Origin of the sequence: Azospirillum himalayense (assembly GCF_042657465.1) — a bacterium.
In the GTDB taxonomy this organism is placed as follows: domain Bacteria; phylum Pseudomonadota; class Alphaproteobacteria; order Azospirillales; family Azospirillaceae; genus Azospirillum; species Azospirillum himalayense.
Window position 1 is genome coordinate 34,596 of record NZ_JBHSLC010000009.1, and the last position, 24,557, is coordinate 59,152.

Sequence of the window (24,557 nt, forward strand, 5' to 3'; positions counted from 1 at the left end):
GATGAGCAGTTCCACCGCGCTCGCCACCGTCGGCGGTAGCCGCACCGACGCCCGCAACGACGTCATGGCGGTCAACGCCGCCGAGGAGCAGTACGTCACCTTCACCGTCGGCAGCGAGGAGTACGGCGTCAACATCCTGTCGGTCCGCGAGATCCGCGGCTGGACGCCGGAAAGCCGCCTGCCGAACCTGCCGGACTATGTGCGCGGCGTCATCAACCTGCGCGGCATCATCATCCCCATCTTCGACCTGCGCGCCCGCTTCGGCGGCGGCGCCACGTCGGTCACCAAGCGCCACGTCGTGGTGGTGATCCAGGTGGGAGAACGCACCCGCGGCATCCTGGTCGACGCCATCTCCGACATCCTGGCGATCGGCCACGACGCCATCAAGCCGCCGCCCGACGTGGACGGCGGCATGGTCGACGCCGAGTATCTCAGCGGCCTCTACACCGCCGACGACCGCATGGTCACGCTGCTGAGCGTCGAGAAGCTGTTCTCCGTCGAGAACAGCGAGCTGGACTCGGCGACCAAGGCCCTGCCGGCGTTGGAGCGGGCGTCCTGATTGGATAACCCTCTCCCCTCCGCTCACGCGCAAACTTCGTTTGCGCTGACGCGACAGGCGGACCTTCGGTCCGCCGAAAGCGGGGAGAGGGTGGCCCGAAGGGCCGGTGAGGGGGGCGCGCTTGTGCCGGACGTGGCGCCACGCACAACCCCCTCACCCTAACCCTCTCCCCAGAGGGGAGAGGGGACATCAAAAGCAGCGACACGGGGGTGCGTCATGTCGCGGCTTTTCACACGGGTTTGTTTCAAATAAGGGCTAACGCCAGCGTGACGCGGCGGGCAAGGGGGATGGCATGGCGAAAGGGGTCGGTTCGTTCGTTGGGGCGATGGGCATCTCGAAGCGGCTGTGGCTGGCCTTCGCGCTCCTGCTCGCCCTGCTGGCCGCCCAGGTCGCCGCCAGCCTGCTGAGCATCCGCAGCCTGAACGGCAGCGTCGACGCGGTGCTCACCGGCGGCGAACTCGCCACCTTCGCCAAGGACCTCTCGGCCCGCCTCGCCAACCAGCGCATCCACGGGCGCGACTATCTGGTGTCCGGCGACCCCGCCGCGCTCAACCGCCAGCGGGCGTTGCGCACCGAGTTCGATCAGGCGCTGGCCGCCCACGGCACGGCCATCCAGCGTTCCAGCCAGGCGGCGGCCTTCGCCGAGCTGGCGCGGCTGCACACCGAGTACCACACCCAGTTCGAGGCGATCCGCGTCGTCCGCGACCGCTACGACGCGGCCATCCACCAGACCATGGACCCGCTGGGCACCCAGATCACCGAGACGCTGGAGCGCATCGTCGAGGGCGCCCAGGCCACCGGCGACAAGGACGCCGCCCTGGTCGGGGAGGAGATGGAGAAGCATTGGGTGCTGAGCCGCCTCTTCGCCAACCGCGCGCTCGGCATGCGCGACGCCGCCGCCGCCGCGCCGATGGAAAAGAACCTGGACGAGATGCTGGAGCATGTGCGCGAGGCGCAGGCCCTGCTGACCGAACCCCGCGTGGCGGCGCTGCTGCGCGAGGTGGCGGAACGGGCGCCGGGCTACCGCGCCGCCTTCCGCGACGCCGTCGCCGCCGACAAGGAGATCGACCGCCTGCGCGCCGAGATCGTCGCCAAGATCGTCACCGCCCTGACCGCGACTCTGGACTCCATCGCCACCACCATCCACGCCGAGCAGAAGGGAATCGAGACCCGCGCCGAAACCGAGGTGGAGAACAGTGTCCTGCTGGCCCTGGTGCTGGGCGGCCTGTCGCTGCTGCTGGGCATCGGCGCCGCCCAGGTCATCGCCCGTTCGATCACCGGCCCGGTCCAGGGCATCCGCAAGGTGATGACCGACCTCAGCGACGGCCATCTGTCGGTCACCGTCCCCCACACCGACGGGCGCGACGAGCTGGGCGCGATGGCCCGCGCCGTCGCCGCCTTCAAGGAGGACGCGGTGACCGCCGTGCGCGCGGGGATCGCGCTCGACCGCGTGTCGTCCTGCATCATGACGGTGGGCGAGGACGGAACCGTCACCGATTGCAACGTCGCCGCGCTCGCGATGTTCAAGGCCGCCGAGAGTGACCTGCGCAAGGCCCTGCCCGCCTTCGACGCCGCCGGGCTGATCGGGACGACTCTCGACGCGCTGGACACCGAGGCCCCGCACCTGCGCTCCAGCCTGACCGGCCTCGCCAGCCCCCACAAGGGCATGGTCAAGGCGGGCCGCCGCAGCTTCGAGATCACCGCCAGCCCGGTCGCCGGGCGCCACGGCGAGAAGCTGGGCCTCGTCGTCGAATGGCGCGACCTGACCGCCGAACTGTCCATCGAGGCGGAGATCGCCGCCATGGTCGACAGCGCCGTGCGCGGCGACTTCAGCCAAAGGATCGCGCTCGATGGCAAGACCGGCTTCTTCCGGCTGGTCAGCGAGGGCATGAACCGGCTGGCCGCCAACGTCTCCGGCGTGACCGAGGATCTGGCCGCCATGCTGGAATCGCTGTCCCAGGGCGACCTGTCGCGGCGCATCGACAAGCCGTACGAGGGCGTGTTCCTGCGCCTGAAGGACGACTTCAACGGCACGGCGGAAAAGCTGTCGGAGATCGTCCGACGCATCAACGGCGCCGCCGAATCCATCGCCGCGGCCAGCCGCGAGATCGCCGACGGCAGCCTCGACCTGTCCGAGCGGACCGAGCAGCAGGCGTCATCCCTCGAGGAGACGGCGGCGAGCATGGAGGAACTGGCGGCCACCGTCCGCTCCAACGCCGACAACGCCCAGCAGGTCAACAGCTTCGCCAACGACGCCCGCCGCGCCGCCGAGAAGGGCGGTCAGGTCGCCGCCAGCGCCGTGGAGGCGATGCGCGGGATCGAGCGCTCGTCGCAGAAGATTTCCGACATCATCGGGGTGATCGACGAGATCGCCTTCCAGACCAACCTGCTGGCGCTGAACGCGGCGGTCGAGGCGGCGCGGGCCGGCGACGCCGGGCGCGGCTTCGCGGTGGTGGCGCAGGAGGTGCGCAACCTCGCCCAGCGCTCCGCCCAGGCGTCCAAGGAGATCAAGACGCTGATCCTCGACAGCGGGGCGCAGGTCAAGGACGGGGTGGAGCTGGTCCGCTCCGCCGGCTCCTCGCTGACCGACATCGTGGCGGGCATCGCGCGGGTCGCCGACCTCGTGTCGGAGATCGCCCGCGCCACCGCCGAGCAGGCGTCCGGCCTGGACGAGGTCAACACCGCCGTCGCCCAGATGGACGAGATGACCCAGAAGAACGCCGCGCTGGTCGAGGAAAGCACCGCCGCCGCCCGCTCGCTGGAGGAACAGGCCGGGCAGCTCCGCCAGCAGATGGCCTTCTTCTCACTGGACGCCGGCCACGCCCACGGCGGGTCCGAGCTGCCCCGCGGACGGGCAGCATGACCACCGCCCCCAGCCCCGCCCCCGCCCCCGACTCGGCCCCGGCCGACCGCGGCGCCGTCCCCGCGGCGACGTCGGGCCGGCGGGAATTCCCGTTCGAGCGGCGGCACTTCGATTTCATCGCCCACATGCTCTACCAGCTCGCTGGGATCGCGCTGGCCCCGCACAAGATCGAGATGGTCTATTCCCGCCTCGCCCGGCGGCTTCGCGACCTGCGCCTGAGCGACTTCGACAGCTACTGCGCCCTGCTGGAGAGCGAGGAGGGGGCGAACGAGGTCGGCTTCCTGGTCAACGCCCTGACCACCAACCTGACCAGCTTCTTCCGCGAATCGCACCATTTCGACTTCCTGGCGAAGACCGCGGTGCCGGAGATGCGTGCCCGCCACGCCGGGGAATCCTCCCACCCGCGGCTGCGCATCTGGTCCGCCGGCTGCTCCTCCGGGCAGGAGCCCTACACCATCGCCATGGTCCTGGCCTCCAGCTTCGGGCCGGAGTTGCGGCGCTGGGACGCGAAGATCCTGGCGACCGACATCGACACCCACATGGTCGACACCGCCCGGCGCGGCGTCTATCCCGCCGATCTGGCGAACAGCATCCCGGCCCCGCTGCGCGACCGCTTCACCCGGCGCCAGCGCGAGGGCGGCGAGCCGATGGTGGTGATGGAGGAGGAGCTGAAGCGGCTGATCACCTTCAAACCGCTGAACCTGCTGGAGCGTTGGCCCATGAAGGGGCCGTTCGACGCGATCTTCTGCCGCAACGTGCTGATCTATTTCGACCGCGTCGGGCGGACCCAGGTCATCGGCAACTTCGCCCGCATGCTGGAGCCCGGCGGCTACCTCTTCCTCGGCCACTCGGAGAGCCTCTACGGCGTGTCGGACCGCTTCCGCCAGACCGGCCCCACCATCTACCGGAGGCTGTGACGCATGACCGCATTCGCAAGCCGCCGTGCGGCGGAGGCCCGGCAGACCGGCGGCTACTTCCATCCGCAGTTCCGCGCCCACACGATGAAGGTCTTCCTGGGCCATCATCTGGTCAGCGACCGCTCGGACGTGATGATGGTGACGACGCTGGGCTCCTGCGTGGCCGCCTGCGTCCACGACCCGGCGACGGCGATCGGCGGCATGAACCATTTCCTGCTGCCCGAGGTGCCGGAGTCCGAGGACGCCGGCACGGGGGCGGCGGCGCGCTACGGCTCGGTCGCCATGGAGCGGCTGATCAACGACCTGCTGGCGCGCGGCGCTCAGCGCGGGCGGCTGGAGGTCAAGCTGTTCGGCGGCGCCCGCGTCATCGATTCCAGCTTCGACGTCGGCCAGCGCAACGCCGCCTTCGCGCTCGACTATGTCCGGCGGGAGGGGCTGAAGCTGATGGGCCAGGATCTCGGCGGCGCCTCGGCCCGGCGCATCCACTATTTTCCCCACACCGGCAAGGCCATGCGCAAGATGCTGCGGCCGGAAGCCCTGTCGGAGACGGCGAACCAGGAACTGCATTTCCGCTCCAGCCTGCGGCACCAGCCGATCGAGGGCGACGTGGAACTGTTCGGGGAGGACTGAGCCATGACACGCTCCATCCGCGTCGTGATCGTGGACGACAGCAGCCTGATGCGGGAGATGCTGAAGGCCATCATCTCCGAGGAGCCCGGAATCGAGGTGGTCGGCGTCGCCCGCGACCCCTACGAGGCGCGCGACGTCATCAAGCGGACCAACCCGGACGTCGTCACGCTGGACGTCGAGATGCCGCGGATGGACGGGCTGTCCTTCCTGGAAAAGATCATGACGCTGCGCCCGACGCCGGTCGTCATGGTCTCCTCCCTGACCCAGGAGGGGTCGGAGGCGACGATCCGCGCGCTGGAGATCGGCGCAGTGGACTGCGTGGCCAAGCCCGACGGCTCCGAGGGCCACGGCTTCGAGGCGATGGCCCACGAGCTGGTCGGCAAGATCCGCATCGCCGCCACCGCCCGCCTGTCGATGCGGCGGCCCAAGCCCGCGACGTCCCCCCTCCAGACGCCGCGCCGCGCCGGGTCGGGCACCCGCTTCATCGCCATCGGCGCCTCCACCGGCGGGGTGGAGCGCATCCGCGATGTGCTGGCGGTCATGCCCGCCGACTGCCCGCCCATCGTCATCACCCAGCACATGGGTCCGAGCTACGTCCCCAGCTTCGCCGCCCGGCTCGACCGCATCTCGCCGCCGTCGGTGGAGGTCGCCACCCAGGGCGCCCGGCTGGTCCAGGGCAAGGTCTACATCGCCCCCGGCGACCGTCATCTGGTGGTGATCCGCGACGCCCAGGGCTATTCCTGCCACATCCAGGACGGGCCGGCGGTCAGCGGCCACCGCCCGTCGGTGGACGTGCTGTTCTCCTCCGTCGCCAAGGCGGCGGGGGCGAACGCGGTGGGGGTGATCCTGTCCGGCATGGGCCGCGACGGGGCGTCGGGCATGCTGGCGATGCGCGACGCGGGGGCCTATACCATCGGCGAACAGGAATCGAGCTGCGTCGTCTACGGCATGCCGCGCGCCGCCCGGGAAGCCGGGGCGGTCGCCGTCGAACTGCCGCTGGCGCAGATACCGGCCGAGATGCTGCGCGCGTTCGACGCCATCGGCGAACACCGCACGCGCGCGAACTGAGGAGCAGCACCATGTCTTTCTACGGCCGCGCGCCCCGCCTGGAAGCCGGACCGGAACCGGAGAAGCCGGACCTTCCCGACGATGGCGCTCCCGTGCACAGCCTGCCCGAGATCGGCGAGAAGATTCCGGTGACCGGGGAGCTTCTGGCGACCTGGATGGGCTACGCCGACATCCAGCGCCGCACGCTGGAGGCCGTGCAGAACGAGCTGACCCGCACCTCCTCGACGGTCGAGGACGCCACGCTGGACCTCTCCCACCGCTTCCGCGAGCTGGCCGAGAAGGCCATGCAGCAGTCGGAGCGGGTGGAGCAGATCGTCGGCATGGCCGGCTCCGTCTCCATCGACGGGGAGCGGGTGCCGATGGACCAGCTGGTCACCGGCATGCAGCAGATGATCGCGGACATGATCTCCAACATCGTCACGCTGTCGCGCCACGCCATGAGCATGGTCTATCTGCTGGACGACGTGCAGAAGGACGTGGCGGAGCTGGAGAAGTCGATCGGCGACATCGACGCCATCAACCGCCAGACCAACTTCCTGGCGCTGAACGCCACCATCGAGGCGAGCCGCGCCGGGGAAGCCGGCCGCACCTTCGCGGTGGTCGCTCAGGAGGTGCGCCACCTCTCCCGCAACACCGGGGCGCTGGCCGACCGTATGCGCTCCAAGGTCACCGCGGTGGTCAAGGGCGTGCGCAACGGCCACGACATCCTGCGCCAGATCGCCGACACCGACATGTCCCCCCAGATGCTCGCCAAGGAGCGGGTGGACAAGACCATGGACAGCCTGGTCGACCAGACCAATCACTTCCAGGCGGTGCTGGAGACGGCGGCCACCGTGTCGTCGGACATGTCGGCCACCATCAGCCGCATGGTCACCGGAATGCAGTTCCAGGACCTGACCAAGCAGCGGCTGGAGGCCATCAACGACAGCCTCGCCATCATGGCGGAAGGGCTGAACGAGCTGGAAAACCGCACCCGCGTCGAAATGCCCGCTTCCTTGGGGCCGCAGGTTCCGCAGGAATGGCTCGACGAGCTGCTGGGCCGCTTCAAGCTGAGCGAGATGCGCCAGCGCTTCGTGCGTCGTCTGCTGCTGGAAGGGACCGCGCTGGACGAGCATGGCGTCCTTGACGTCGATGCCGGCCAGGCCGACAGTTCCGGCGGCGACATCGAACTTTTCTGAGGCCAAGGGATTCTGTGGAATCCCCGGCCTGACTTGCTCCATTCTGGCGTGGTCCGCACAAGGCCACCCGCCCCATTGCCCCTTCAGGAACACCCTTCAGGAACACCGGACCGATGGACTACGGAATTGAGGACAAGGAGCAGGAGACCCTGGTTCGGTTGCGCGGTCGCCTGACCTTCAACGACCACGCCAAGCTGCGCGCCCTGATCCGGGAGATGCTGCAGAACAGGGCCAAGCGACAGGTGCTCGACCTTTCCACGCTGGAATTCGTCGATTCGGCGGGAATCGGCATGCTGCTGATCGCGCGGGAGGAGATGGCGAACGCGGACAAGCAGCTCGTCCTGCGCTCCGCCGCCGGGCAGGTCAAGCGCGTGCTGACCGTGGCCCAGCTCAACAAGATCGTCACGATCGAGGACTGACCCCCTTGGTCCCCTCCCCCACCCGCGTCGCCGCCCTGCAAGGCTTGGGCGTGCCGGCCGACCGGCTGGACCGGCTGTCGGCGGCGCTTCGGCTTCCGCCCCGGCGGCCCGGCTCCCCGGCGGGGGAGGAGTTCGGCGCCTCCGTCCTGCTTCTGGTGGGCGACGCCGGCGCCGTCGAGGCGCCGGAGTTCTGGCAGCGGCCCTTTGGTGCCTGGATCGAGGTCGCCGGCCTGTCCGACGCCCAGATCGTCGAGGCTGCGCGCCGCGCCGCCCGCGCCGACCTGTTCGCCTGCGTGACGACGGTGACCGCAAACCGGCTGCATCTCGCCGGGCGCGTCCTGAACGGGCTGGCCGCCCTGCACCCGATGCCGGAGGCCCAGCGCGACGACATGGAGCTGGCGCTGCACGAAGCGATCAGCAACGCGGTGGTCCACGGCAACCTTCAGGTCGAAGGTATGAAGGGGCTGAGCGTGGAGGCGCTGGAACGCTTCTCCCACGATCTGGCGGCGCGCATGGCCGATCCCGCTTTCGCCGACCGCCGGATCGAGGTCGCCGCCTGGCTTGAGAGCGCTTGCGCGGTGGTGGAGGTCGCCGACGAGGGAACCGGCTTCGCCCGGCCGGAGCGCATCGACTACGGCGCCTCGGGCCGCGGGCTGGACCTGATCGCCGCCATCGTGGAAGAGCTTCAGCTTCTCGACGGCGGGCGCCGCATCCGCATGAGGTTTCCCCTCTGATGGACGACGCCATCGCCGCCTGCCGCATCCTGGTGGTGGATGATACCGACTTCAACCGCACGCTGATCGGGGCCCTGCTCGGCGAAGCCGGCTTCCAGAACGTCGCCTACGCCAAGGACGGCTTCGACGCGCTGGAGCAGATCGCCGCGGAGGCGCCGGACCTGCTGATCCTCGACATCATGATGCCGGGGATGGATGGGTTCGAGGTCTGCCGCCGCCTGCGCGCCGACCACGCCTACGCCGACCTGCCGGTGCTGGTGCAGACGGCCCTGTCGTCCAGCGACGACCGCAACCGGGCCTTCGCCGCCGGCACCACCGATCTGATCTCCAAGCCGCTGGACCGGACGGAGCTGGTCGCCCGCGTGCGCATCCACCTGCAGAACCGGGTGCTGATCCGCGACCTGCAGACCTACCGGGCGCGGGTCGAGGGGGAGCTGGCGATGGCCCGCTCCATGTACGACCATCTCCTGCCCTCCCCGTCGTTGTGCGCCGCGCTGACGGACAGCGCGGGGGTGACGCTGCGGTCGCACACGGCGCTGTCCTCCGACCTGGGCGGCGACCTCTGGGGGGTGCTGCCGCTGGCCGGCGGCCGGTTCGGGCTGTTCCTGCTGGATATGGCCGGGCGCGGCGTGTCGGCGGCGCTGAACGCCTTCCGCATGCACACGCTGATCCACGAGCTGGCCCCTCATCTCGGCGAGCGGCCCGGCGCCTTCCTGACCGAACTGAACGAGCGGGCCGTCTGCCTGCTGGAGCTTGGTCAGCACGCCACGGCGATCTACGGCGTGGTGGATGGCGCGGCGGAACGCTTCACCTACGCGGCGGCGGCGGCGGCGGCCCCAGTCCTGATTCCGAACGACAACGCGGCATTGGTTTTCGGCGAGGGGGCCGGGCAGCCGGTGGGCGTCGTCGCCGGCATCCGCTACGAGGAGCGCAGCCTGCCCTTCCCGCCACATTCCGCGTTGGTCCTGCACTCGACCGCCGTGCTGGAGGCGCTGGGCGGGCGCAGCGGCGGATTCGCCACCCTGCTGCGGAGCGCCGCCGTCCGAAACGCCATGGCTGGCGGCGATGGCGATGGCGATGGCGGCGACGCCTTCGCGGCGGTGACCGCCGCGCTCGCCGCCGCCCAGGGCGACGTGCCGCTCGACGACCACACGCTGGTCTGGATCGGGCGGGGGGGTGCGCGATGAACGATCTGCCGGAGGTTCCGGGGCTGGAAACGGCCCGCGTCCTGGTGGTGGACGACAACCGCGTGAACCGCCATCTGCTCCAGGCCCTGCTGGAACGCGGCGGCGTCACCCGCATCGAGATGGCGGAGGACGGCAACGACGCCTTGGCCCGGCTCGACAGCTTCCGGCCCGACCTGATCCTGCTCGACCTGATGATGCCGAACCTGGACGGGTTCGAGATGTGCCGGCGCCTGCGCGCGCTTCCCGCCTGGAAGGATCTGCCCGTCCTCGTGCAATCCAGCCTGAACCGGGCGGAGGACCGCGCCAAGGCCTTCGCCGCCGGGGCCACCGATTACGTGACCAAGCCGATCAACGCGGTCGAGTTGCTGGCCCGCGTGCGCATCCACCTGCAGAACCGCGCCCTCCTGCACGACCTCCAACGCTTCCGCGAGCGGACGGAGAGCGAGCTGTCGCTCGCCCGCAAGATGCAGGAACGGCTGATGCCCTCGCCGGGGCGGCTGGCCGAGATGGAGGCCGCGGCGGGGGTGGGCATCGCCGCCCATTTCGCCCCCTCGTCGGAGTTGGGCGGCGACTTCTGGGACCTGCGGCACGACGGCGGCGAACCGGGCCGGGGACGGGGCCGGACCATGCTCTACATGGTCGACTTTTCCGGCCACGGAGTCGGGGCGGCGCTGAACACCTTCCGCCTGCACGCGATCTGCCAGCAGATGGACGTGTCCGGCCTGACCCCGGGCGAGTTCCTGTCCACCGTCAACCGGCGGCTGTGCGCGCTCCTTCCCAACGGCCAGTTCGCCACCATGCTGGCCGGGGTGGTCGAACCGGCGGAGGACCGCTTCGTCTACGCGTCCGCCGGATCGACGCGCCCGATGGTCTGGGCGCCGGGCGATGCCGAACCGCTGCTGGGCGACAGCGCCGGCCTGCCGCTCGGCCTGCTCGCCTCGGCGGAGTATGAGGAGCGCTCCCTCCCTCTGCCCCCCGGCGGGCGCCTGTTCCTTTATTCGGACGGCGCCATCGAGATCGCGGTCGGCAACGACGTCCTGGACGAGCCGGGCCTCGCCGCCCTGGTCGCCGAGCGAATGGGCGAGACGGACAGCGGCCGCTTCCTGGACGGGTTGCTGGACCGCCTGCGCGCCATTGGCCCGATCGACGACGACCTGACCGCGCTGCTGCTGACCCGCAAGGGCTGACCGGCGCCATGGAACCGACAGGCGCATGACCGCCAGCTCCCCCGACGACGCCCGCCTCTTCCGGGCCGTTCTGGACACCAACATCCTCGTCGGCTACGCCCTGCTCGGCGCCGAGGTGCCCCGCCGCAGCCTGGCCATCCAGCGCAGCGTCGAGGCGGTGCGGGCGCAAGGAGCCGCCTTCGTGTCCGACGCCACCCTGGCTGAGCTGCGGGAGGTGCTGATGCGCCCGGACTTCGACCGCTACCGCCCGGCCGCGGAGCGCGCCGCCTTCCTGGCCGCCTTCGCCGCGGAGGCTCAAAGGATCGAGCCCGCTCCGGTGGAGCGGCTGTGTCGCGATCCCGACGACGATATGTTCCTGGCCGTGGCGCTGGCCGTCGATGCCGACTGGCTGGTGACGGTGGACCGGCAGCTTCTGTCGGTGCGTCAGGTGGGCCGCACCCGCATCCTGCGTCCCGAGCGGTTCCTCGATGCGATCGCCTGACTCAGCGTTTCACAGGTCCGTCCTAAAAGTTTCCACTCGACTTCCGGCCTTCGTTCTCTAGAATGAAAAGAGAACACTTCGCAAACTAGCGGTGAACGGATCGCGGGTGACCGGATGAGCACGCAACCTCTCCTGTTCGACAGCCTGCCCGAGACGGAGCGGGCGCGCAAGCCGGCGCGCCGGTCCCGCGCCTCCACCGTGGCGGCGCCGGTGGCCGTCGACGTGCTGCGGGAGGACGTTCCGTCACCGTCGGCGCCGCCACCGATGACCCTCGCCCTCGTCCCGCCGCCGCCCGTCCCGATGGCGCCGCGCGCCGACTTCGACCCGGCGGCCCTGACCAACGCGGAGCTGCGGGCACTGGCGCAGGCCTTGCCCGACCAGAAGCTGGCCCATCTGCTGATCGAAGCCGCACGCGAGTTGAAGCGCCGCGCCGCGCCGGGAGTTGGCTCCGGCGCCTGGGAGGAGGATGAGGGAGAGGACGGCCCGTCCGAACCGAATCCCCTGCTGCTGCGCGCCGCCCGGCAGGCGGTCGGCGAGCTGTCGGGCGAGGACGGCTGACCAAGTCACGAACATTGACCGATTCACAGAATACGTGTCCGGACACAAAATAATCCCGCGGCAATAGATCGTTTCGTACCCCAACTTTGTACGGTTGCCTCCCCCCGATTCGGGAATGATTGCGCGACAAGACACGCACTTATGTGCAATGATGTGTCCGTAGCCTGACCAATGGCCGCGCCTGCGTTTCCCTGGCGCCTCGCCGGCGGTCCGAGCCGAAAAGGAACGACCCGCGGGGAGGGTGATTTGGACTGGATGACCTGGCTCCAGGATTGGGGCGATGCCTTCTATCCCCTGGCCTTCATATGGGCCTTTTTCGAAGGCGAGACCTTCGTGATTTTCGGCGGGATGGGCGCGCACCTGGGGATCATCAACCTCTACTGGTTGGTTGCCGCCGTCTGGATCGGCAGTTTCATGGGCGACCAGTGCTATTTCTGGATCGGCCGCAAATGGGGCGCCAAGGCGCTGGCCCGCTTCCCGGCGGCGGAGGCCCGCGCGACGCGCGTGCTGTATTGGCTGGAAACCTACGGCGTCGGCTTCATCCTGGCCTTCCGCTTCCTCTACGGGGTGCGCAACATCGCGTCGGTCGCCGTCGGCACGTCCCGCATGCCCTGGCGCAAATTCCTGTTCTGGAACTTCATCGCCGCCGGCATCTGGGCCTGGAGCTTCGCCGGGGCCGGCTACCTGTTCGGCGAGGCCGCCGCCGCCATCGGCGAGAACGGTCCGAAGATCCTCCTGCTCATCGCGCTGGGCATCGGCGTCACCATCTTCGCGGTGAAGAGCGTGATGTGGGTCCGCCGCCGCTACGCCGCGTCCGAGACGCAGGCGTAACGGCGCCCCTTCCCCCGAGACTCAGGCAGAAGGGCCGCCGCGGACGACCGCGTCGGCCTTTTTCGTTTCCAGGCTGTGGTGTCCGGGCTTGCCCTCACGCTCGGCGGGCGATCCACACGGCGGTCAGATCGTCGCGCAGCGGCAGGCTGGTGCGGGCGTAGAAGCGCTCCAGCAGCGGCCCCAGCGGGCGGGCGCGGTTGGCGGCCATGGCCCCGCGCAGCAGGCCGGGCACCCCGTCCTGACCGATCGGCTCGTTGTCCGGACCGCTGCATTCGATCAGCGCATCGCTGTAGAGGAACAGGCAGCTCCCACGCGGCAGGCGCAGACTGCGGTCGGCGTAGACGGCGCGACGCGACGCGCCCAGCACCAGCCCCGCCGAGTCGAGCAGCCGAAGCTCCCCGGCGATCCCCGCCACCGGATTGGGCGCCCCGGCCGAGGCGTAGGTCAGCGTGTCGGTGTGCAGGTCCAGGATGCCGAAGAAGGCGGTGGCGAACTGCCCGACCGGCAGCACCTCCTTCAACGCCCGGTTCAGCCCGGCCAGCCATTCCGAGGGCGGCACATGCTGCATGGGAAAGCGGTCGATCAGCGTGTGCAGGCGGAAGGTGTTGATGGCGGCGGTGATGCCGTGCCCGGCGAAATCGACCAGCAGAAAGGCGACGCGGTGGCTGTCCAGCGGGTAGACGTTCCAGAAATCGCCGCCCAGCTCCGACGAGGTTTCGAAATGGGCGTCCAGCACCAGCTCGTACCGCTCGGCGACGGCCTCCAGCTCCTTCGGCTCGGGCAGCAGGGACAGCTGCATCGCCTTGGCGTGCTTCAGCTCCCGCTCCACCCGCGCGCGGAAATCGGCAAGGTCGGTGAACAGCTTGCGCTTTTCGAGCTGGTGGCGGACGCGGGCGACGCACTCGCCGGGCTTGATCGGCTTGGAGATGAAATCGCTGCCGCCTGCCTCGAAGCAGCGGACCTGCTCCTCGTCGCTGTCCAGCGCGGTCTGGAACAGGATCGGCAGCTCCTCGTGGGTCAGCCGCTCGCGCAGGCGCCGGCACATCTCCAGCCCGTCCATCACCGGCATGCTGACGTCGAGCAGCACCAGATCGGGGCGGAAGCTCTCCACCTTGCGCAGCCCCTCCACGCCGTTCTCGGCGACTTCGATCTGGGTCAGCCCGGCGCGGCGGATCATCAGGGCCAGCGACTTCCTGTTGAATTCGTTGTCGTCGACGATCAGGACACGGCTGGCGGCGAGCGAAATGGGCATGCGCGGACCCGCCCGTCCGTCACAGGTCGAACTGCAGCAGGGTGCAGCGCCCGCCGTCGGTCACATGGATGCGCCGGGCCAGCGCCCGCATGAACACGAAGCCACGGCCGGAATGGGCGCCGCTGTCGGTGTCCTGCGGCAGCGCCGCGGCGTCGAAGCCGTTGCCCTGGTCCACCACCGCGATGGACAGGCTGTCCCCGGCCCAGCGCGCGAAGATGTCGATCCGCCGCTGCCGCACGGTCCCGTCGCCCAGCCGTTCGCGCAGCAGCCGGCTGAACAGCCGGTAGCCCTCCGGCTGCTCCTTGGTCGCGCTGGGAATCCCGAGATTGCCGTGGACGATGGCGTTGGCGATGGCCTCGTGCAGGCACAGCTCGACGTTGCCGCGCCGCTCCGGCGTCAGCACGCCGCGCCGGGCCAGCTCGTCGCAGACCAGAACCGCGCATTGCAGGCCATAGGCGGTCCCGGTGGTCAGCGACAGGTAGAAACCCTGCTCCACCGGCGGAGCACCCAGCCAGTCGGCGTCGATGGCGCCGGTCCCCTCTTCCCGCTCCGTCAGTTCCACCGTCAGGAAGCGGTTGAGCCCGAAGGCACCGCGCAGGATGTCCCGGTCGGCCTGGGCCAGCAGCACCGCGGCGGCGGCCCCGCCACCGGCCTCGTTCAGGCCGAAGCGCGCGGCGACCCGCGCGGCGATCTCCGCCGGCACGCGATCCCGCACCACGCTGAAGGGGCGCACGGCGCCGGCCGGACCGGGGGGAAGACAGGCGGGGGAACCGTCCATCACCCGCTCACCGCTCGATGGCGACGACTTCGCCGATCCGCGCCAGCTCGATGGATCGCAGCACATCGCCCTGCAGCTTGCGAAGGATCAGCTTGGTGTTGCGCTGCTCCGACTCGTCCTGAAGGATCAGCAGCATGCCGATCCCCGCGGAATCGATGAAGGTCAGCCCGTCCATGTCCAGGATGAAGCGGCGCGTGCCCTCCCCGTTCAGCAGCTCCACGATGTCGGGGAGGCTGTCATGGTCGGTGAACTCCAACCGGCCGCTCAACAGCACCTCGATGGTTTCGGAGGACCGGCGCACCTGGAAATTCATGACATCCTCTTGTGTTGCACCGCGCAAGCGGCTCCCGCGAACAGTAGTGCAAGGCCGATGCCCTCTCAAGCATCAAGTATCCAACTTGTCGTTTTTATCGATCATAAGGAGAATTTTCACGACATTCACACCATAGACGAAACGCATCGGTTGATAGTACAACCTCAATACCGGTGAAGGCGGTGCCGTGCCGCCGGTCCGCCCCGGTCATGCGCCCCCGCAGCGGGATACCCCTTCATGACGGTGATCGAGCAGGCGTGGAAGACGGTGCCGACGGTGTCGGCGAAATTCCTGCTGATCCTGATTCCCATCATGATCCTGACCACGCTCGGCTTCTCCTCGATCTTCTTCTACGGCAAGTACAAGGATCTGCGCGGCGCCCTGCGCGACCGGATCGAGGCGGTGGCGGAGATCAACGCCGTCGCCCTGTCCTCCAGCCTGTGGGCCGTGGACGTGCCGGCCATCCGCAACATCATCCAGGCGATCTCCGTCAACCGCGAGCTTCTGTGCATCGAGGTGGCGGACGAACTGGCCGACGGCCGTTTCGCATGGCCGGACTCCGATTGCCGTCCCGTCGCCGGGCGCGAGACGGTGCGCCGTCCGATCCAGGTGCAGAACCGCCGGCTCGGCACGCTGACGCTCCATTTCAGCTACGCCTCGGTGGACGAGCAGATCCGGCAGGAGATGGTCAACACGCTGTGGCTCGTGCTGCTGATGCTGGTCGGCACGCTGGTCACCGCCCTGACCGCGCACCGGCTGACCATCGGCGTGCCGCTGGGCCGGCTGATCGCCTCGATCCGCACCGCGGAGCAGGAGCATCTGCGCCAGCCCGTGCACTGGTCGTCGGCCGACGAGCTGGGGCGGGTGATCGCCGCCTACAACGGCATGCTGACCCGGCTGGACGAGGAGGAGGCCGCCCTGCGCCAGAGCGAGGAGCGGCTGGGGCTGGCCATCACCGCCACCCGCTCCTCGGTCTGGGATTACGACCTGCGGACCGGCCAGTACTGGTGGTCGAAGGAGTTTCCGGCCCTGCTCGGCTACGGCCCGGCCGAACTGGCGATGACCGCGCGGACCTGGGAATCGCTGATCCATCCGGAGGAGCGGCGGCGGGTCATCGCGGAGTCCCGCAGCCGCGTGCGCGACAAGGACAGCGCCCATTCCATCGTCTACCGCATGCGGCGGCGGGATAGCGGCTGGAGCTGGATCGAGGACCGGGCGACCGCCCTGCGCGACGGCGAGGGAACGGCGGTCCGCCTGACCGGCACCATGTCCGACGTGACGGAGCGCATGCAGGCCGAACGGGACTTGGCGCGCGAGCGGAACGTCCTTCAGATCACGCTCGACAACACCGACCAGGGCATCATCATGGTGGACCGCAACCTGCGGGTCGTCATGTCCAACCGTCGCGCCGCGGAGCTTCTCGACGTGCCGGCGGCCTTCCTGGCCCGCAACCCGCTGTTTCCCGAGATCATCCGGCTCCAGCGCGCCCAGGGCGCCTTCGAGGATTTCAGCATGGATCCCGATCTGGAGCTGGATGAGACCGCCGTGGTTCCCGACCAGCCCTTCGCCTTCAAGCGGCGGCGGCCCGACGGCACGATCATCGAGGTGCGGTCCAACCCCCTGCCGGAGGGCGGCTTCGTCCGCACCTTCACCGACGTGACGGTGGAGGCGCGCTCCGCCGAAGAGGTGTTCCACGCCATGGAGGCGCTGGAGTCCGCCTACGCCGACCTCAAGGAAACCCAGGACAGCTTGGTCCAGGCGGAGAAGATGGCATCGCTCGCCCTGCTGGTGGCCGGCGTTGCGCACGAGATCAACACGCCGGTGGGCATCGCCTACAGCTGCTCCACCCATCTGGCGTCGAAAACGCAGACGCTGACCGAGGCCTTCGCGAAGGGCACGCTGAAGAAGTCCGACCTGACCGCCTATGTGGCGGCGGCGGGTGAGTCCGCGCGCCTGATCGAACAGAACCTGACCCGCGCGGCGGAGCTGATCCAGAGCTTCAAGCGCGTCGCCGTCGACCAGACCAGCCAGGAGCGCCGCCGCTTCGACCTGCGCTCCTACCTGGACGAGATCATCACCTCGCTGGGGCCCCGCCTGCGCAAGAGCCCGCACCGGATGACCGTCGCCTGCCCGGACGGCATCACCATGGACGGCTATCCCGGAGCGCTCAGCCAGGTCATCACCAATCTGGTCATCAACGCGCTGACCCACGCCTTCCCCGATGGGCGGGAGGGGGCGATGGCGCTGACCGTGGCGGAGTTGCCGGACGGCGAGCTGGACATCCGCTTTTCCGACGACGGGATCGGCATCGCCCCGGACAATCTGCCCAAGGTGTTCGAACCCTTCTTCACGACCAAGCGCGGCACCGGGGGCAGCGGACTCGGCCTCCACATCGTCTTCAATCTGGTGACGCAATCGCTGGGCGGCCGGATCTCGGTGGAGAGCCCGCCCCCGACCAACACCCCCGGCGGGGGCACCACCTTCCTTCTGCGGATTCCCGTGTCGGCGCCCCGGATGGCCGGCACCACCGGGAAGAACCCGCCGACCGACGCAGCATGACGGACGCAGCATGGCCGACGAACTGATCATGCCCGACACCGATCCCAACCCAGACGACGAGATCCTGTTCGCCGACGAGGAGGGCGAAGACAGGGAGGAGTGCCCGCCCTGGCCCATCCTGGTGGTGGACGACGAGGACGACGTCCACGCCATGACCGCCCTGCTGCTGGACGACGTGGTGTTCCAAGGGCGCCGGCTGGAGCTGATCGGCTGCCGCTCCGCCGCCGAGGCCCGCGCCGTCCTGCGTGCCCGGCGGGACATCGCCGTCATCCTGCTCGACGTGGTGATGGAGGAGGAGGACGCCGGGCTGACGCTGGTCCGCTGGATCCGCGGCGCGCTGGGCAACCTCGACGTCCGCATCATCCTGCGCACCGGCCAGCCGGGGCAGGCGCCGCAGCGGGACGTGATCGTCGGCTGCGACATCAACGACTACAAATCGAAGGCCGACCTGTCGGCGGAGGGGTTGTTCACCGCGGTGATCGCGGCCCTGCGCTCCTACGACTACATCCGCTCCATCGAAACCAAGGTGGCCGAGCGCACGCACGAGCTGCGGCAGAGCCGCGAACAGATGCGCGTCATCCTGGAATCGAGTCCGGTCGGCGTCTGCGCCTACACCTATGACGGCGTGCTGGTGATGTGCAACGACCGGCTGGTCCATCTGCTCGGCGTGCCGAAGGAACGGCTGATCGGCGTCTCCATCGCCGACCTGTTCATCGAGCCGGACAACACCGAGGCGCACGAGACGCACTGGACCTTCTTCCGCCGCTCGCTGCGCGACGCCGAGGTGCGGGTGCGGCGGGCCGATGGTTCCATCTTCTGGGCGCTGGTGTCGGTGGACCCCACGCTCCTCGACGGCCGCCCGGTCCATCTCGCCTGGGTCTACGACATCACCCGGCGCAAGCTGGCCGAGCGCCAGATGGAACGCGCCAAGGAGCAGGCCGAGCAGACGACCACCGCCAAGTCCGCCTTCCTCGCCACCATGAGCCACGAGATCCGCACCCCCATGAACGGCGTTCTGGGCATGCTGGAGCTGCTGGAGCGCACGCCGCTCGACGGCGGGCAGCGCGACACTGTGGCGACCATGCGGGAGTCGGCGACCTCGCTGCTGCGGATCATCGACGACATTCTCGACTTCTCGAAGATCGAGGCCGGCAAGATGGACCTGGAGCAGGTGCCCGTCTCCATCTCCGCCCTGGTCGAGGGGGTGGCGGACACGCTGGCCCCGGCGGCGCGGGCCAAGGGTTTGGCGCTGCTGACCTATGTGGACCCGGCGCTCCCGCCGGCGCTGACCGGCGACCCGGTGCGGCTGCGCCAGATCCTGTTCAACCTGTGCGGCAACGCCATCAAATTCACCGAGCGCGGGCGCATCGTCGTCCAGGCCACCCTGGCCGCAAGGACGGGTCATGGCGTTCAGGGCGGCACCCGGCTGCGCATCGAGGTGGCGGACACCGGCATCGGCATTTCCGAGACGGCGCGCCGCCAGCTCTTCCAGCCCTTCACCCAGGCGGAAAGCTCGACCGCCCGGCGCTTCGGCGGCACCGGGCTGGGCCTGTCGATCAGCCGGCGGCTGGTCGCGCTGATGGGCGGGACGATCGGGGTGGACAGCGCGCCGGGGGCGGGCTCCACCTTCTGGGTCGAGCTGACGCTGAACGCCGCGGCCGCCCCGGCCGAAGCCCCCTCGGCGCCGACGCCCCCAGCGACGGCGGAGTCTGATCTTGCCGGCCTGACCGTCCTGGTCGGCCTGCCGGAGACGGCGGAGCGCCGGATCGTCGCCGACTATCTGGAGGCCGCCGGGGCGCGGGTGCTGGCCGCCGGGGAGCCGGACGCCCTGGCCGAACAGGCCCGGACGGCCCGCGAAGCCAACGGCGCTCTGAACGTCGTGGTGGTCGACGAGGCGCTGCACACCCCCGTCGCCGCCCAGGCACCGCAATTGCTGGGCCGCCGCGTCGGCGAACCGCAGGTGCCGACGGTGCTGCTGCAGGACCCCACGACCATCGGCGCGCATCTCGCCGACGGGTCGGTCCCGGTGAGCCGCCCGGTCCGCCGCGCCGCGCTGGTGCGCGCCGTCGCGATGGCCGCCGGGCGCGCCCTGACGGACGCCGCACCCGGCGAGGGCCCGTCTCCCGCCACGCCCTGCGCCCCGGCCCCGCTGAGTCCGGAGCGCGCCATCGCCGAGGCCGAGGCCCTCGGGCGGCTGATCCTGGTGGCGGAGGACAACGCCATCAACCGGAAGGTTCTGCAGATGCAGCTTATCTCGCTGGGCCACACGGCAGAGCTGACCACCGGAGGGGCGGAGGCGCTGGCCGCGCTGGGGCGGCGGCGCTACGCCCTGTTGCTGACCGACATCCAGATGCCCGAACTGGACGGGTTCGAACTGACCCGCCGCATCCGCGCGGCGGAACGCGCGACCGGCGCCCATCTGCCGATCGTCGCCCTGACCGCCAACGCCGCCCCGGCGGACATCGAGAGCTACCGGATGGCCGGCATGGACGAGGCGCTGAGCAAGCCGCTGGACCTGGCGAAGCTCGACGCCGCGCTGACCCGCTTCCTGCCACCCCCCGTGGCGGCCCCCGTGGCGGCCCCGGTGGCACCGCCCTCGTCTTCGCCGCCGGAGAGCCCGCCGGTCGACATGGCCCCAATCGACCTCGATGTCCTTCGCCAGCTTTGCGGCGACGACCGGGCGCTGATGGACGAATTGCTGAACGACTTCATCGGAATCGGCCGCCACATCGCCGATGAGGTCGCCGACGCCGTCACCGCGCGGAACGGAACGGCGATCCGCGCCGGTGCCCACAATCTGAAGGGCTGCTCCCGCAACGCCGGCGCGAAACCGCTCGGCGACGCGGCGCAGGCGCTGGAACAGGCGGTGATGCAGGGCCTGCCCTGGGAACGGGTGACCGCGCTGGCCGCGGCGTTGGAACAGGCGATGCGGGAGGTCGAACGCGTCATCGCCACGGCTTCACCCCCCTGAACACCGTCTTGCCCCCTGAACACCGCCTTGAACGTCCTTTGTCCGTTCGAACCGGCGCCCGATTGGGGTATCGTCCCCGCGACCCGCCACGCCGCGAGACGCGCATGAACCGCCGCCAGTTCTCCAGCCTGCTGCTCTCCCTGCCGGTGCTCCCCTATGCCGCCCCGGTCATCGCGCAGGAAAAGGTTCCCGCCCTGGGGGAGGAGCTGACCCCCTTCGGCGCGGTGCGCGGCGCCAGCCGGACGCGGGCCATTCCAGCCTGGAAGGGCGGGCTGACCCAAGCCCCCGGCGGCTGGAAGCCGGGCACCCCCTTGCCCGATCCCTACGACGAGGACGGGCGCTGGTTCACCGTGGGCCCCGCGGATCTCGACCGCTACAAGGTCCGCCTGTCCGGCGGCCTGCAGGAGATGCTGACCAAGTATCCGTCCTTCGAAATCCCGGTCTTCCCCAGCCGCCGCAGCGCCGCCGCCCCCCAGCGCGTCTACGACGAATCGATCGCGAACGCCAGGCGCGCCAAGCTGGGCGAGAACGGTCTGGCGTTGAGCGGGGCGCAGGTGGGCGTGCCCTTTCCCATCCCGGCCAACGGCGTGCAGGCGATGTGGAACCACATCCTGCGCTGGCGCGGAAATTCCTTCAGCCGCACCGGCGCCACCGTCCTGCCGGAGGCCGGCGGCATCCACACCGCGGCGGTCCACCGCGAGGACTGGCAATCCAGCTACGCCGCCGGGATTGACGGCGGGCGACCCTTCCACTACCGCCGCACCACCCTGATGCCCAAGGCGGAGGCCGGGACCACCCTGCTGCTGCACGGCACGCAGAACCCGATCCAGTCCGGCTTCGCCGCCTGGTACCGCCAGGGGGAGGGCGGCAAGCCCGTCCGCGCGCCCGACTTCGTCTACGACACGCCCGACCCGGCCAGCGGCGGCATCCGCACCGCCGACATGCTGGACATGTTCAGCGGCCCGCTCGACCGTTTCGACTTCGCCCTGGTGACGCGGCGGGAGATGTACGTGCCCTACAACGCCAGCCGGATGAACACGCCCGGCCTGGCGCCTGTGGATTTCCTGTGGCTGGGCCACCCCAACCCGCAATTCCTGCGCTACGAGATGCACCGGGTCTGGATCGTCGAGGCGCGGGTGAAGCCCAACTTCCGTCACGCCCTGCCGGAGCGCACCTATTATCTGGACGAGGATTCCTGGCAGATCGTCATGGCCGACCATTACGACGCCAAGGGCGATCTGGTCCGCTACGCGGAGGCGCACGGGATCGCCTATCCCCAGGTGCCTGTCTTCGCTCCGGCGCTGGAGATCACCTACGACCTCTCGGGCGACCGCTATGTGGTGAGCGGCCTCGACAACCAGCTCGCCCCGCCGGATTTCGCCAAGACCCTGCGGCCCGAGGATTTCGCCCCCGACACGCTGGAGCGCAAGCGGCGGCGCTGGTGAGCGCCGGCCGGAGACGAGGTCAGTGCCGGACCGGGCCGGCCACCCATTGGCTGACGATGGTTTCCGCCTGGAAGGGCGGGGTTTCGGGATGGTGGTAGCGGAAGACGGTCACCGCCGCCTCCAGCGCGTAGCGCTCCGGCTGGCCGCAGTCGCAGAGGCCGGCGTAGCAGCGCTGGACCGCGTCGCGGCAATTCAGGCTCACCGCCGGGTAGGGATCGATCGTCAGCCAGCGCATGCTCTTCATCGACGCTCCCCGTCTTCCCCAGAGTTGCCGTCCAGCGCGCCGCCGCCGTCGAGAGACACGCCGTCGAGCGGAACGCCGTAGATTTCCAGCCGGTGACCGACGATGCGGTAGCCCAGCTCCCGGGCGATGCGCTCCTTCAGCGCCTCCAGCTCCGGGCTGGCGAATTCGATGATCCGCCCGCTGCGCGTGTCGATCAGGTGGTGGTGATGGTCGGTGGAGGCTTCTTCATAGCGGGCGCGGCCGTCGCCCAGGTCCACCTTCTCGATCACCTGCGCGTCTTCGAGGAGGCGCATGGTGCGGTAGACCGTGGCGATGGAGATTCGCGGGTCGATCAGCACGGCGCGGCGATGGACCTCTTCCACGTCGGGATGGTCCTCCGACTCCGACAGGACCTGGGAGATGACCCGGCGCTGGCCGGTCATCTTCAGTCCCTTTTCCAGGCACAAGGATTCGAGCCGCGACGTCATTGCCCCACCGCCTTTGCCATCCGTTGCAGCGCCGTCCCCCGCGATCCGGGGCGCCATGCTGCAGCGCGGATCATAATACTGAAATTCATTCGCAATCCTATACCCCGTTTTTTTGTCCGGGAATTCCCGCGGCAAAATGCCTCACCCGCCGGAACATCACACCCAGCCGCCCCCACCGTCCCCTGGAACCGCCGCCCGTCCCAGGGACATTTCCGGTCCGGAACGGGGCCAAGGTCCTTGTTTGCTTGCCAAAAGCCGCCTCACCCCCTATGTGTGGTCGGTCGATTTTGCTTTGGGGCTGCCGGCTCCTCGTCGTCCCGGTACCGGCGCCGCTTGCGCCTTCCCACGGTGAATTGATGGCTCCGCGCACTCCCGCGGCGGAGCGCCCCAAGCCACGCCGCCCCGGCCTTGTCCGGGCACGGCCCAGGTGCAGCCTCTGTTCACGTGACCAGGACCCTCCCCGTATGACCGAATTCAGTGGCCTCGGCCTGATCGAGCCCCTTCTGCGCGCCGTCGCCGAAGAGGGTTACCAGACCGCCACGCCGATCCAGGCCGGCGCCATCCCCGTTCTTCTGGAGGGCCGCGACGTGCTCGGCCTCGCCCAGACCGGCACCGGCAAGACCGCCGCCTTTACCCTGCCGATCCTGCAGCGGCTGTTCCAGAACAAGAAGCGCGTGCAGGCCAAGGCGCCGCGCACGCTGATCCTGACGCCGACGCGCGAGCTGGCGCTGCAGATCGGCGAGAGCTTCCGCACCTACGGCCGGCACCTGCCGATCCGCCGCACGGTGATCCACGGCGGCGTCGGGCAGAGCCCGCAGGTCGCCGCTCTGGCCCGCGGCACCGACGTGCTGGTGGCGACGCCGGGCCGTCTGCTCGACCTGATGGCCCAGAAGCAGTGCGTGCTCGACCAGGTCGAGATCTTCGTCCTGGACGAGGCCGACCGCATGCTCGACATGGGCTTCATCCGCGACGTGCGGAAGGTGGTCGCGGTCCTGCCGAAGCAGCGCCAGACCCTGTTGTTCTCCGCCACCATGCCGGAAGCCGTGGTCGAGCTGGCGCACAGCATCCTGACCGACGCCGAGCGGATCGAGGTGGCGCCGCAGTCCACCACGGTGGAGCGCATCGCCCAGCGCGTGCTGTTCGTGGACCGCGCCGACAAGCGCCGCCTGCTCGCCGACCTCCTCCAGGAAGGCGCCATGGAGCGGACGATCGTCTTCGCCCGCACCAAGCACGGCGCCGACCGCATCGCCGACCATCTGAAGAAGGCCGGCGTCCCGGCCGACGCGATCCACGGCGACAAGTCGCAGTCGGCCCGCGTGCGCGCCCTGGAATCCTTCCGCAGCGGCGACCTGAAGGCGCTGGTGGCGACCGACATCGCGGCGCGTGGCATCGACATCGACGGCATCACGCACGTCATCAATTTCGACCTGCCGAACGAGCCGGAAAGCTACGTCCACCGCATCGGCCGCACCGCCCGCGCCGGCACCGACGGCAGCGCGGTGTCCTTCTGCGACGCGGAGGAGGTGGCTTATCTGAAGGCCATTGAGAAGACCATCCGCCAGCCGGTCCCGGCGGACCACGACCACCCCTACCACGCGTCGGTGGTGGCGGCGATCCACGCCTCCTCCGCCAAGCCGCCGAAGCCGGCGCCCAAGCAGCCCCGTCCGGGCCGCGGCCAGCCGCAGCAGCAGGCGGGCGGCAACAAGCCGCAGGGGCAGAAGCCGCAGGCGCCGAAGGCCCACGGCGCGAAGCCGTCGGCGCCGCAGGGCGCGCGGGTTGCTGGCGCCACCGGCGACCAGCCGCTGAAGGCCAAGGTGTCGGCCAACCAGCAGAACCGCCACAACCGCCGCCCCGCTCCGCACGGCGGTCAGCCGGGCGGGAGCAAGCGGTCCGCGGCCTGAAGTCTGTTCGGTGCG

At 69.8% G+C, this 24,557-nt stretch carries 22 protein-coding genes; 17 read left to right on the forward strand and 5 right to left on the reverse strand.

Going from position 1 to position 24,557, the window contains the following annotated elements; all coding sequences use genetic code 11:
* Window position 1 precedes the first annotated feature (1 nt).
* The 13 genes from ACFPMG_RS06925 to ACFPMG_RS06985 all read left to right on the forward strand — a co-directional run bounded on the left by ACFPMG_RS06925 (window position 2) and on the right by ACFPMG_RS06985 (window position 12,612).
* On the forward strand, window positions 2-559 hold the full coding sequence (locus ACFPMG_RS06925) for a chemotaxis protein CheW (protein ID WP_014241669.1): 558 nt from the start codon (window positions 2-4) through the stop codon (window positions 557-559).
* Window positions 560-851: 292 nt separating this feature from the next.
* Entirely contained in the window at window positions 852-3,422 is a 2,571-nt protein-coding gene (locus ACFPMG_RS06930) for a methyl-accepting chemotaxis protein (RefSeq protein WP_376994461.1), read from the forward strand.
* On the forward strand, window positions 3,419-4,339 hold the full coding sequence (locus tag ACFPMG_RS06935) for a CheR family methyltransferase (protein WP_376994462.1): 921 nt from the start codon (window positions 3,419-3,421) through the stop codon (window positions 4,337-4,339). Before ACFPMG_RS06930 ends, ACFPMG_RS06935 begins: the two co-directional genes overlap by 4 nt.
* 3 nt (window positions 4,340-4,342) lie before the next feature.
* Window positions 4,343-4,969, forward strand: coding sequence for a chemotaxis protein (locus ACFPMG_RS06940; RefSeq protein ID WP_014241672.1), 627 nt, complete (start codon window positions 4,343-4,345; stop codon window positions 4,967-4,969).
* A 3-nt stretch (window positions 4,970-4,972) separates the two neighbouring features.
* Window positions 4,973-6,037, forward strand: coding sequence for a protein-glutamate methylesterase/protein-glutamine glutaminase (locus ACFPMG_RS06945; RefSeq protein ID WP_376994463.1), 1,065 nt, complete (start codon window positions 4,973-4,975; stop codon window positions 6,035-6,037).
* Window positions 6,038-6,048: 11 nt separating this feature from the next.
* Window positions 6,049-7,215 carry a methyl-accepting chemotaxis protein gene (locus ACFPMG_RS06950; RefSeq protein WP_376994464.1) on the forward strand — a complete coding sequence of 389 codons (1,167 nt, stop codon included), beginning with the start codon at window positions 6,049-6,051 and terminating at the stop codon, window positions 7,213-7,215.
* A 113-nt stretch (window positions 7,216-7,328) separates the two neighbouring features.
* Window positions 7,329-7,634 carry an STAS domain-containing protein gene (locus ACFPMG_RS06955; RefSeq protein ID WP_306710785.1) on the forward strand — a complete coding sequence of 102 codons (306 nt, stop codon included), beginning with the start codon at window positions 7,329-7,331 and terminating at the stop codon, window positions 7,632-7,634.
* A 5-nt stretch (window positions 7,635-7,639) separates the two neighbouring features.
* Window positions 7,640-8,368 (forward strand): ATP-binding protein, encoded by a 729-nt coding sequence (locus tag ACFPMG_RS06960; protein ID WP_376994466.1) that lies wholly within the window; start codon window positions 7,640-7,642, stop codon window positions 8,366-8,368.
* A complete protein-coding gene (locus ACFPMG_RS06965) occupies window positions 8,368-9,555 on the forward strand; it encodes a response regulator (protein WP_376994467.1) in 1,188 nt (395 codons plus the stop codon). The genes ACFPMG_RS06960 and ACFPMG_RS06965 overlap by 1 nt, the downstream gene beginning before the upstream one ends.
* Entirely contained in the window at window positions 9,552-10,742 is a 1,191-nt protein-coding gene (locus ACFPMG_RS06970) for a PP2C family protein-serine/threonine phosphatase (protein ID WP_376994468.1), read from the forward strand. The genes ACFPMG_RS06965 and ACFPMG_RS06970 overlap by 4 nt, the downstream gene beginning before the upstream one ends.
* 25 nt (window positions 10,743-10,767) lie before the next feature.
* Complete coding sequence (locus tag ACFPMG_RS06975) at window positions 10,768-11,223, forward strand: putative toxin-antitoxin system toxin component, PIN family (protein WP_376994470.1); 456 nt, start codon at window positions 10,768-10,770, stop codon at window positions 11,221-11,223.
* A gap of 114 nt (window positions 11,224-11,337) precedes the next feature.
* The gene (locus tag ACFPMG_RS06980; protein ID WP_376994471.1) at window positions 11,338-11,781 is read left to right on the forward strand and encodes a hypothetical protein; all 444 of its coding nucleotides are present in this window, start codon (window positions 11,338-11,340) and stop codon (window positions 11,779-11,781) included.
* Window positions 11,782-12,036: 255 nt separating this feature from the next.
* Window positions 12,037-12,612, forward strand: a complete 576-nt coding sequence (locus tag ACFPMG_RS06985; RefSeq protein WP_376994520.1) for a DedA family protein — start codon at window positions 12,037-12,039, stop codon at window positions 12,610-12,612.
* A gap of 94 nt (window positions 12,613-12,706) precedes the next feature.
* Here ACFPMG_RS06985 and ACFPMG_RS06990 read toward each other — a convergent pair whose 3' ends face one another.
* The 3 genes from ACFPMG_RS06990 to ACFPMG_RS07000 are packed head-to-tail and all read right to left on the reverse strand — an operon-like array spanning window position 12,707 to window position 14,955.
* Window positions 12,707-13,864, reverse strand: coding sequence for a PP2C family protein-serine/threonine phosphatase (locus ACFPMG_RS06990; protein ID WP_376994472.1), 1,158 nt, complete (start codon window positions 13,862-13,864; stop codon window positions 12,707-12,709).
* A gap of 19 nt (window positions 13,865-13,883) precedes the next feature.
* Window positions 13,884-14,642, reverse strand: coding sequence for an ATP-binding protein (locus tag ACFPMG_RS06995; RefSeq protein WP_376994474.1), 759 nt, complete (start codon window positions 14,640-14,642; stop codon window positions 13,884-13,886).
* A gap of 7 nt (window positions 14,643-14,649) precedes the next feature.
* Complete coding sequence (locus ACFPMG_RS07000; protein ID WP_376994475.1) at window positions 14,650-14,955, reverse strand: STAS domain-containing protein; 306 nt, start codon at window positions 14,953-14,955, stop codon at window positions 14,650-14,652.
* Between the two features lie 237 nt (window positions 14,956-15,192).
* On the opposite strand from ACFPMG_RS07000, the gene ACFPMG_RS07005 reads away from it, so the two are divergent.
* The 3 genes from ACFPMG_RS07005 to ACFPMG_RS07015 all read left to right on the forward strand — a co-directional run bounded on the left by ACFPMG_RS07005 (window position 15,193) and on the right by ACFPMG_RS07015 (window position 21,930).
* Window positions 15,193-17,514, forward strand: a complete 2,322-nt coding sequence (locus tag ACFPMG_RS07005; protein WP_376994476.1) for a PAS-domain containing protein — start codon at window positions 15,193-15,195, stop codon at window positions 17,512-17,514.
* Between the two features lie 10 nt (window positions 17,515-17,524).
* A complete protein-coding gene (locus ACFPMG_RS07010) occupies window positions 17,525-20,485 on the forward strand; it encodes a hybrid sensor histidine kinase/response regulator (RefSeq protein WP_376994477.1) in 2,961 nt (986 codons plus the stop codon).
* A gap of 104 nt (window positions 20,486-20,589) precedes the next feature.
* Window positions 20,590-21,930, forward strand: a complete 1,341-nt coding sequence (locus ACFPMG_RS07015) for a DUF1329 domain-containing protein (RefSeq protein ID WP_376994478.1) — start codon at window positions 20,590-20,592, stop codon at window positions 21,928-21,930.
* A gap of 19 nt (window positions 21,931-21,949) precedes the next feature.
* Here the strand turns inward: ACFPMG_RS07015 and ACFPMG_RS07020 are convergent, their stop codons facing one another.
* Together ACFPMG_RS07020 and ACFPMG_RS07025 are read right to left on the reverse strand one after the other, a co-directional pair.
* Complete coding sequence (locus ACFPMG_RS07020; RefSeq protein WP_014241688.1) at window positions 21,950-22,174, reverse strand: hypothetical protein; 225 nt, start codon at window positions 22,172-22,174, stop codon at window positions 21,950-21,952.
* Window positions 22,171-22,641, reverse strand: a complete 471-nt coding sequence (locus tag ACFPMG_RS07025; protein ID WP_376994479.1) for a Fur family transcriptional regulator — start codon at window positions 22,639-22,641, stop codon at window positions 22,171-22,173. The genes ACFPMG_RS07020 and ACFPMG_RS07025 overlap by 4 nt, the downstream gene beginning before the upstream one ends.
* A 464-nt stretch (window positions 22,642-23,105) precedes the next feature.
* Between ACFPMG_RS07025 and ACFPMG_RS07030 the strand changes: the two genes are divergently transcribed.
* Complete coding sequence (locus tag ACFPMG_RS07030; RefSeq protein WP_376994480.1) at window positions 23,106-24,542, forward strand: DEAD/DEAH box helicase; 1,437 nt, start codon at window positions 23,106-23,108, stop codon at window positions 24,540-24,542.
* The last annotated feature ends 15 nt before the right edge of the window (window positions 24,543-24,557 follow it).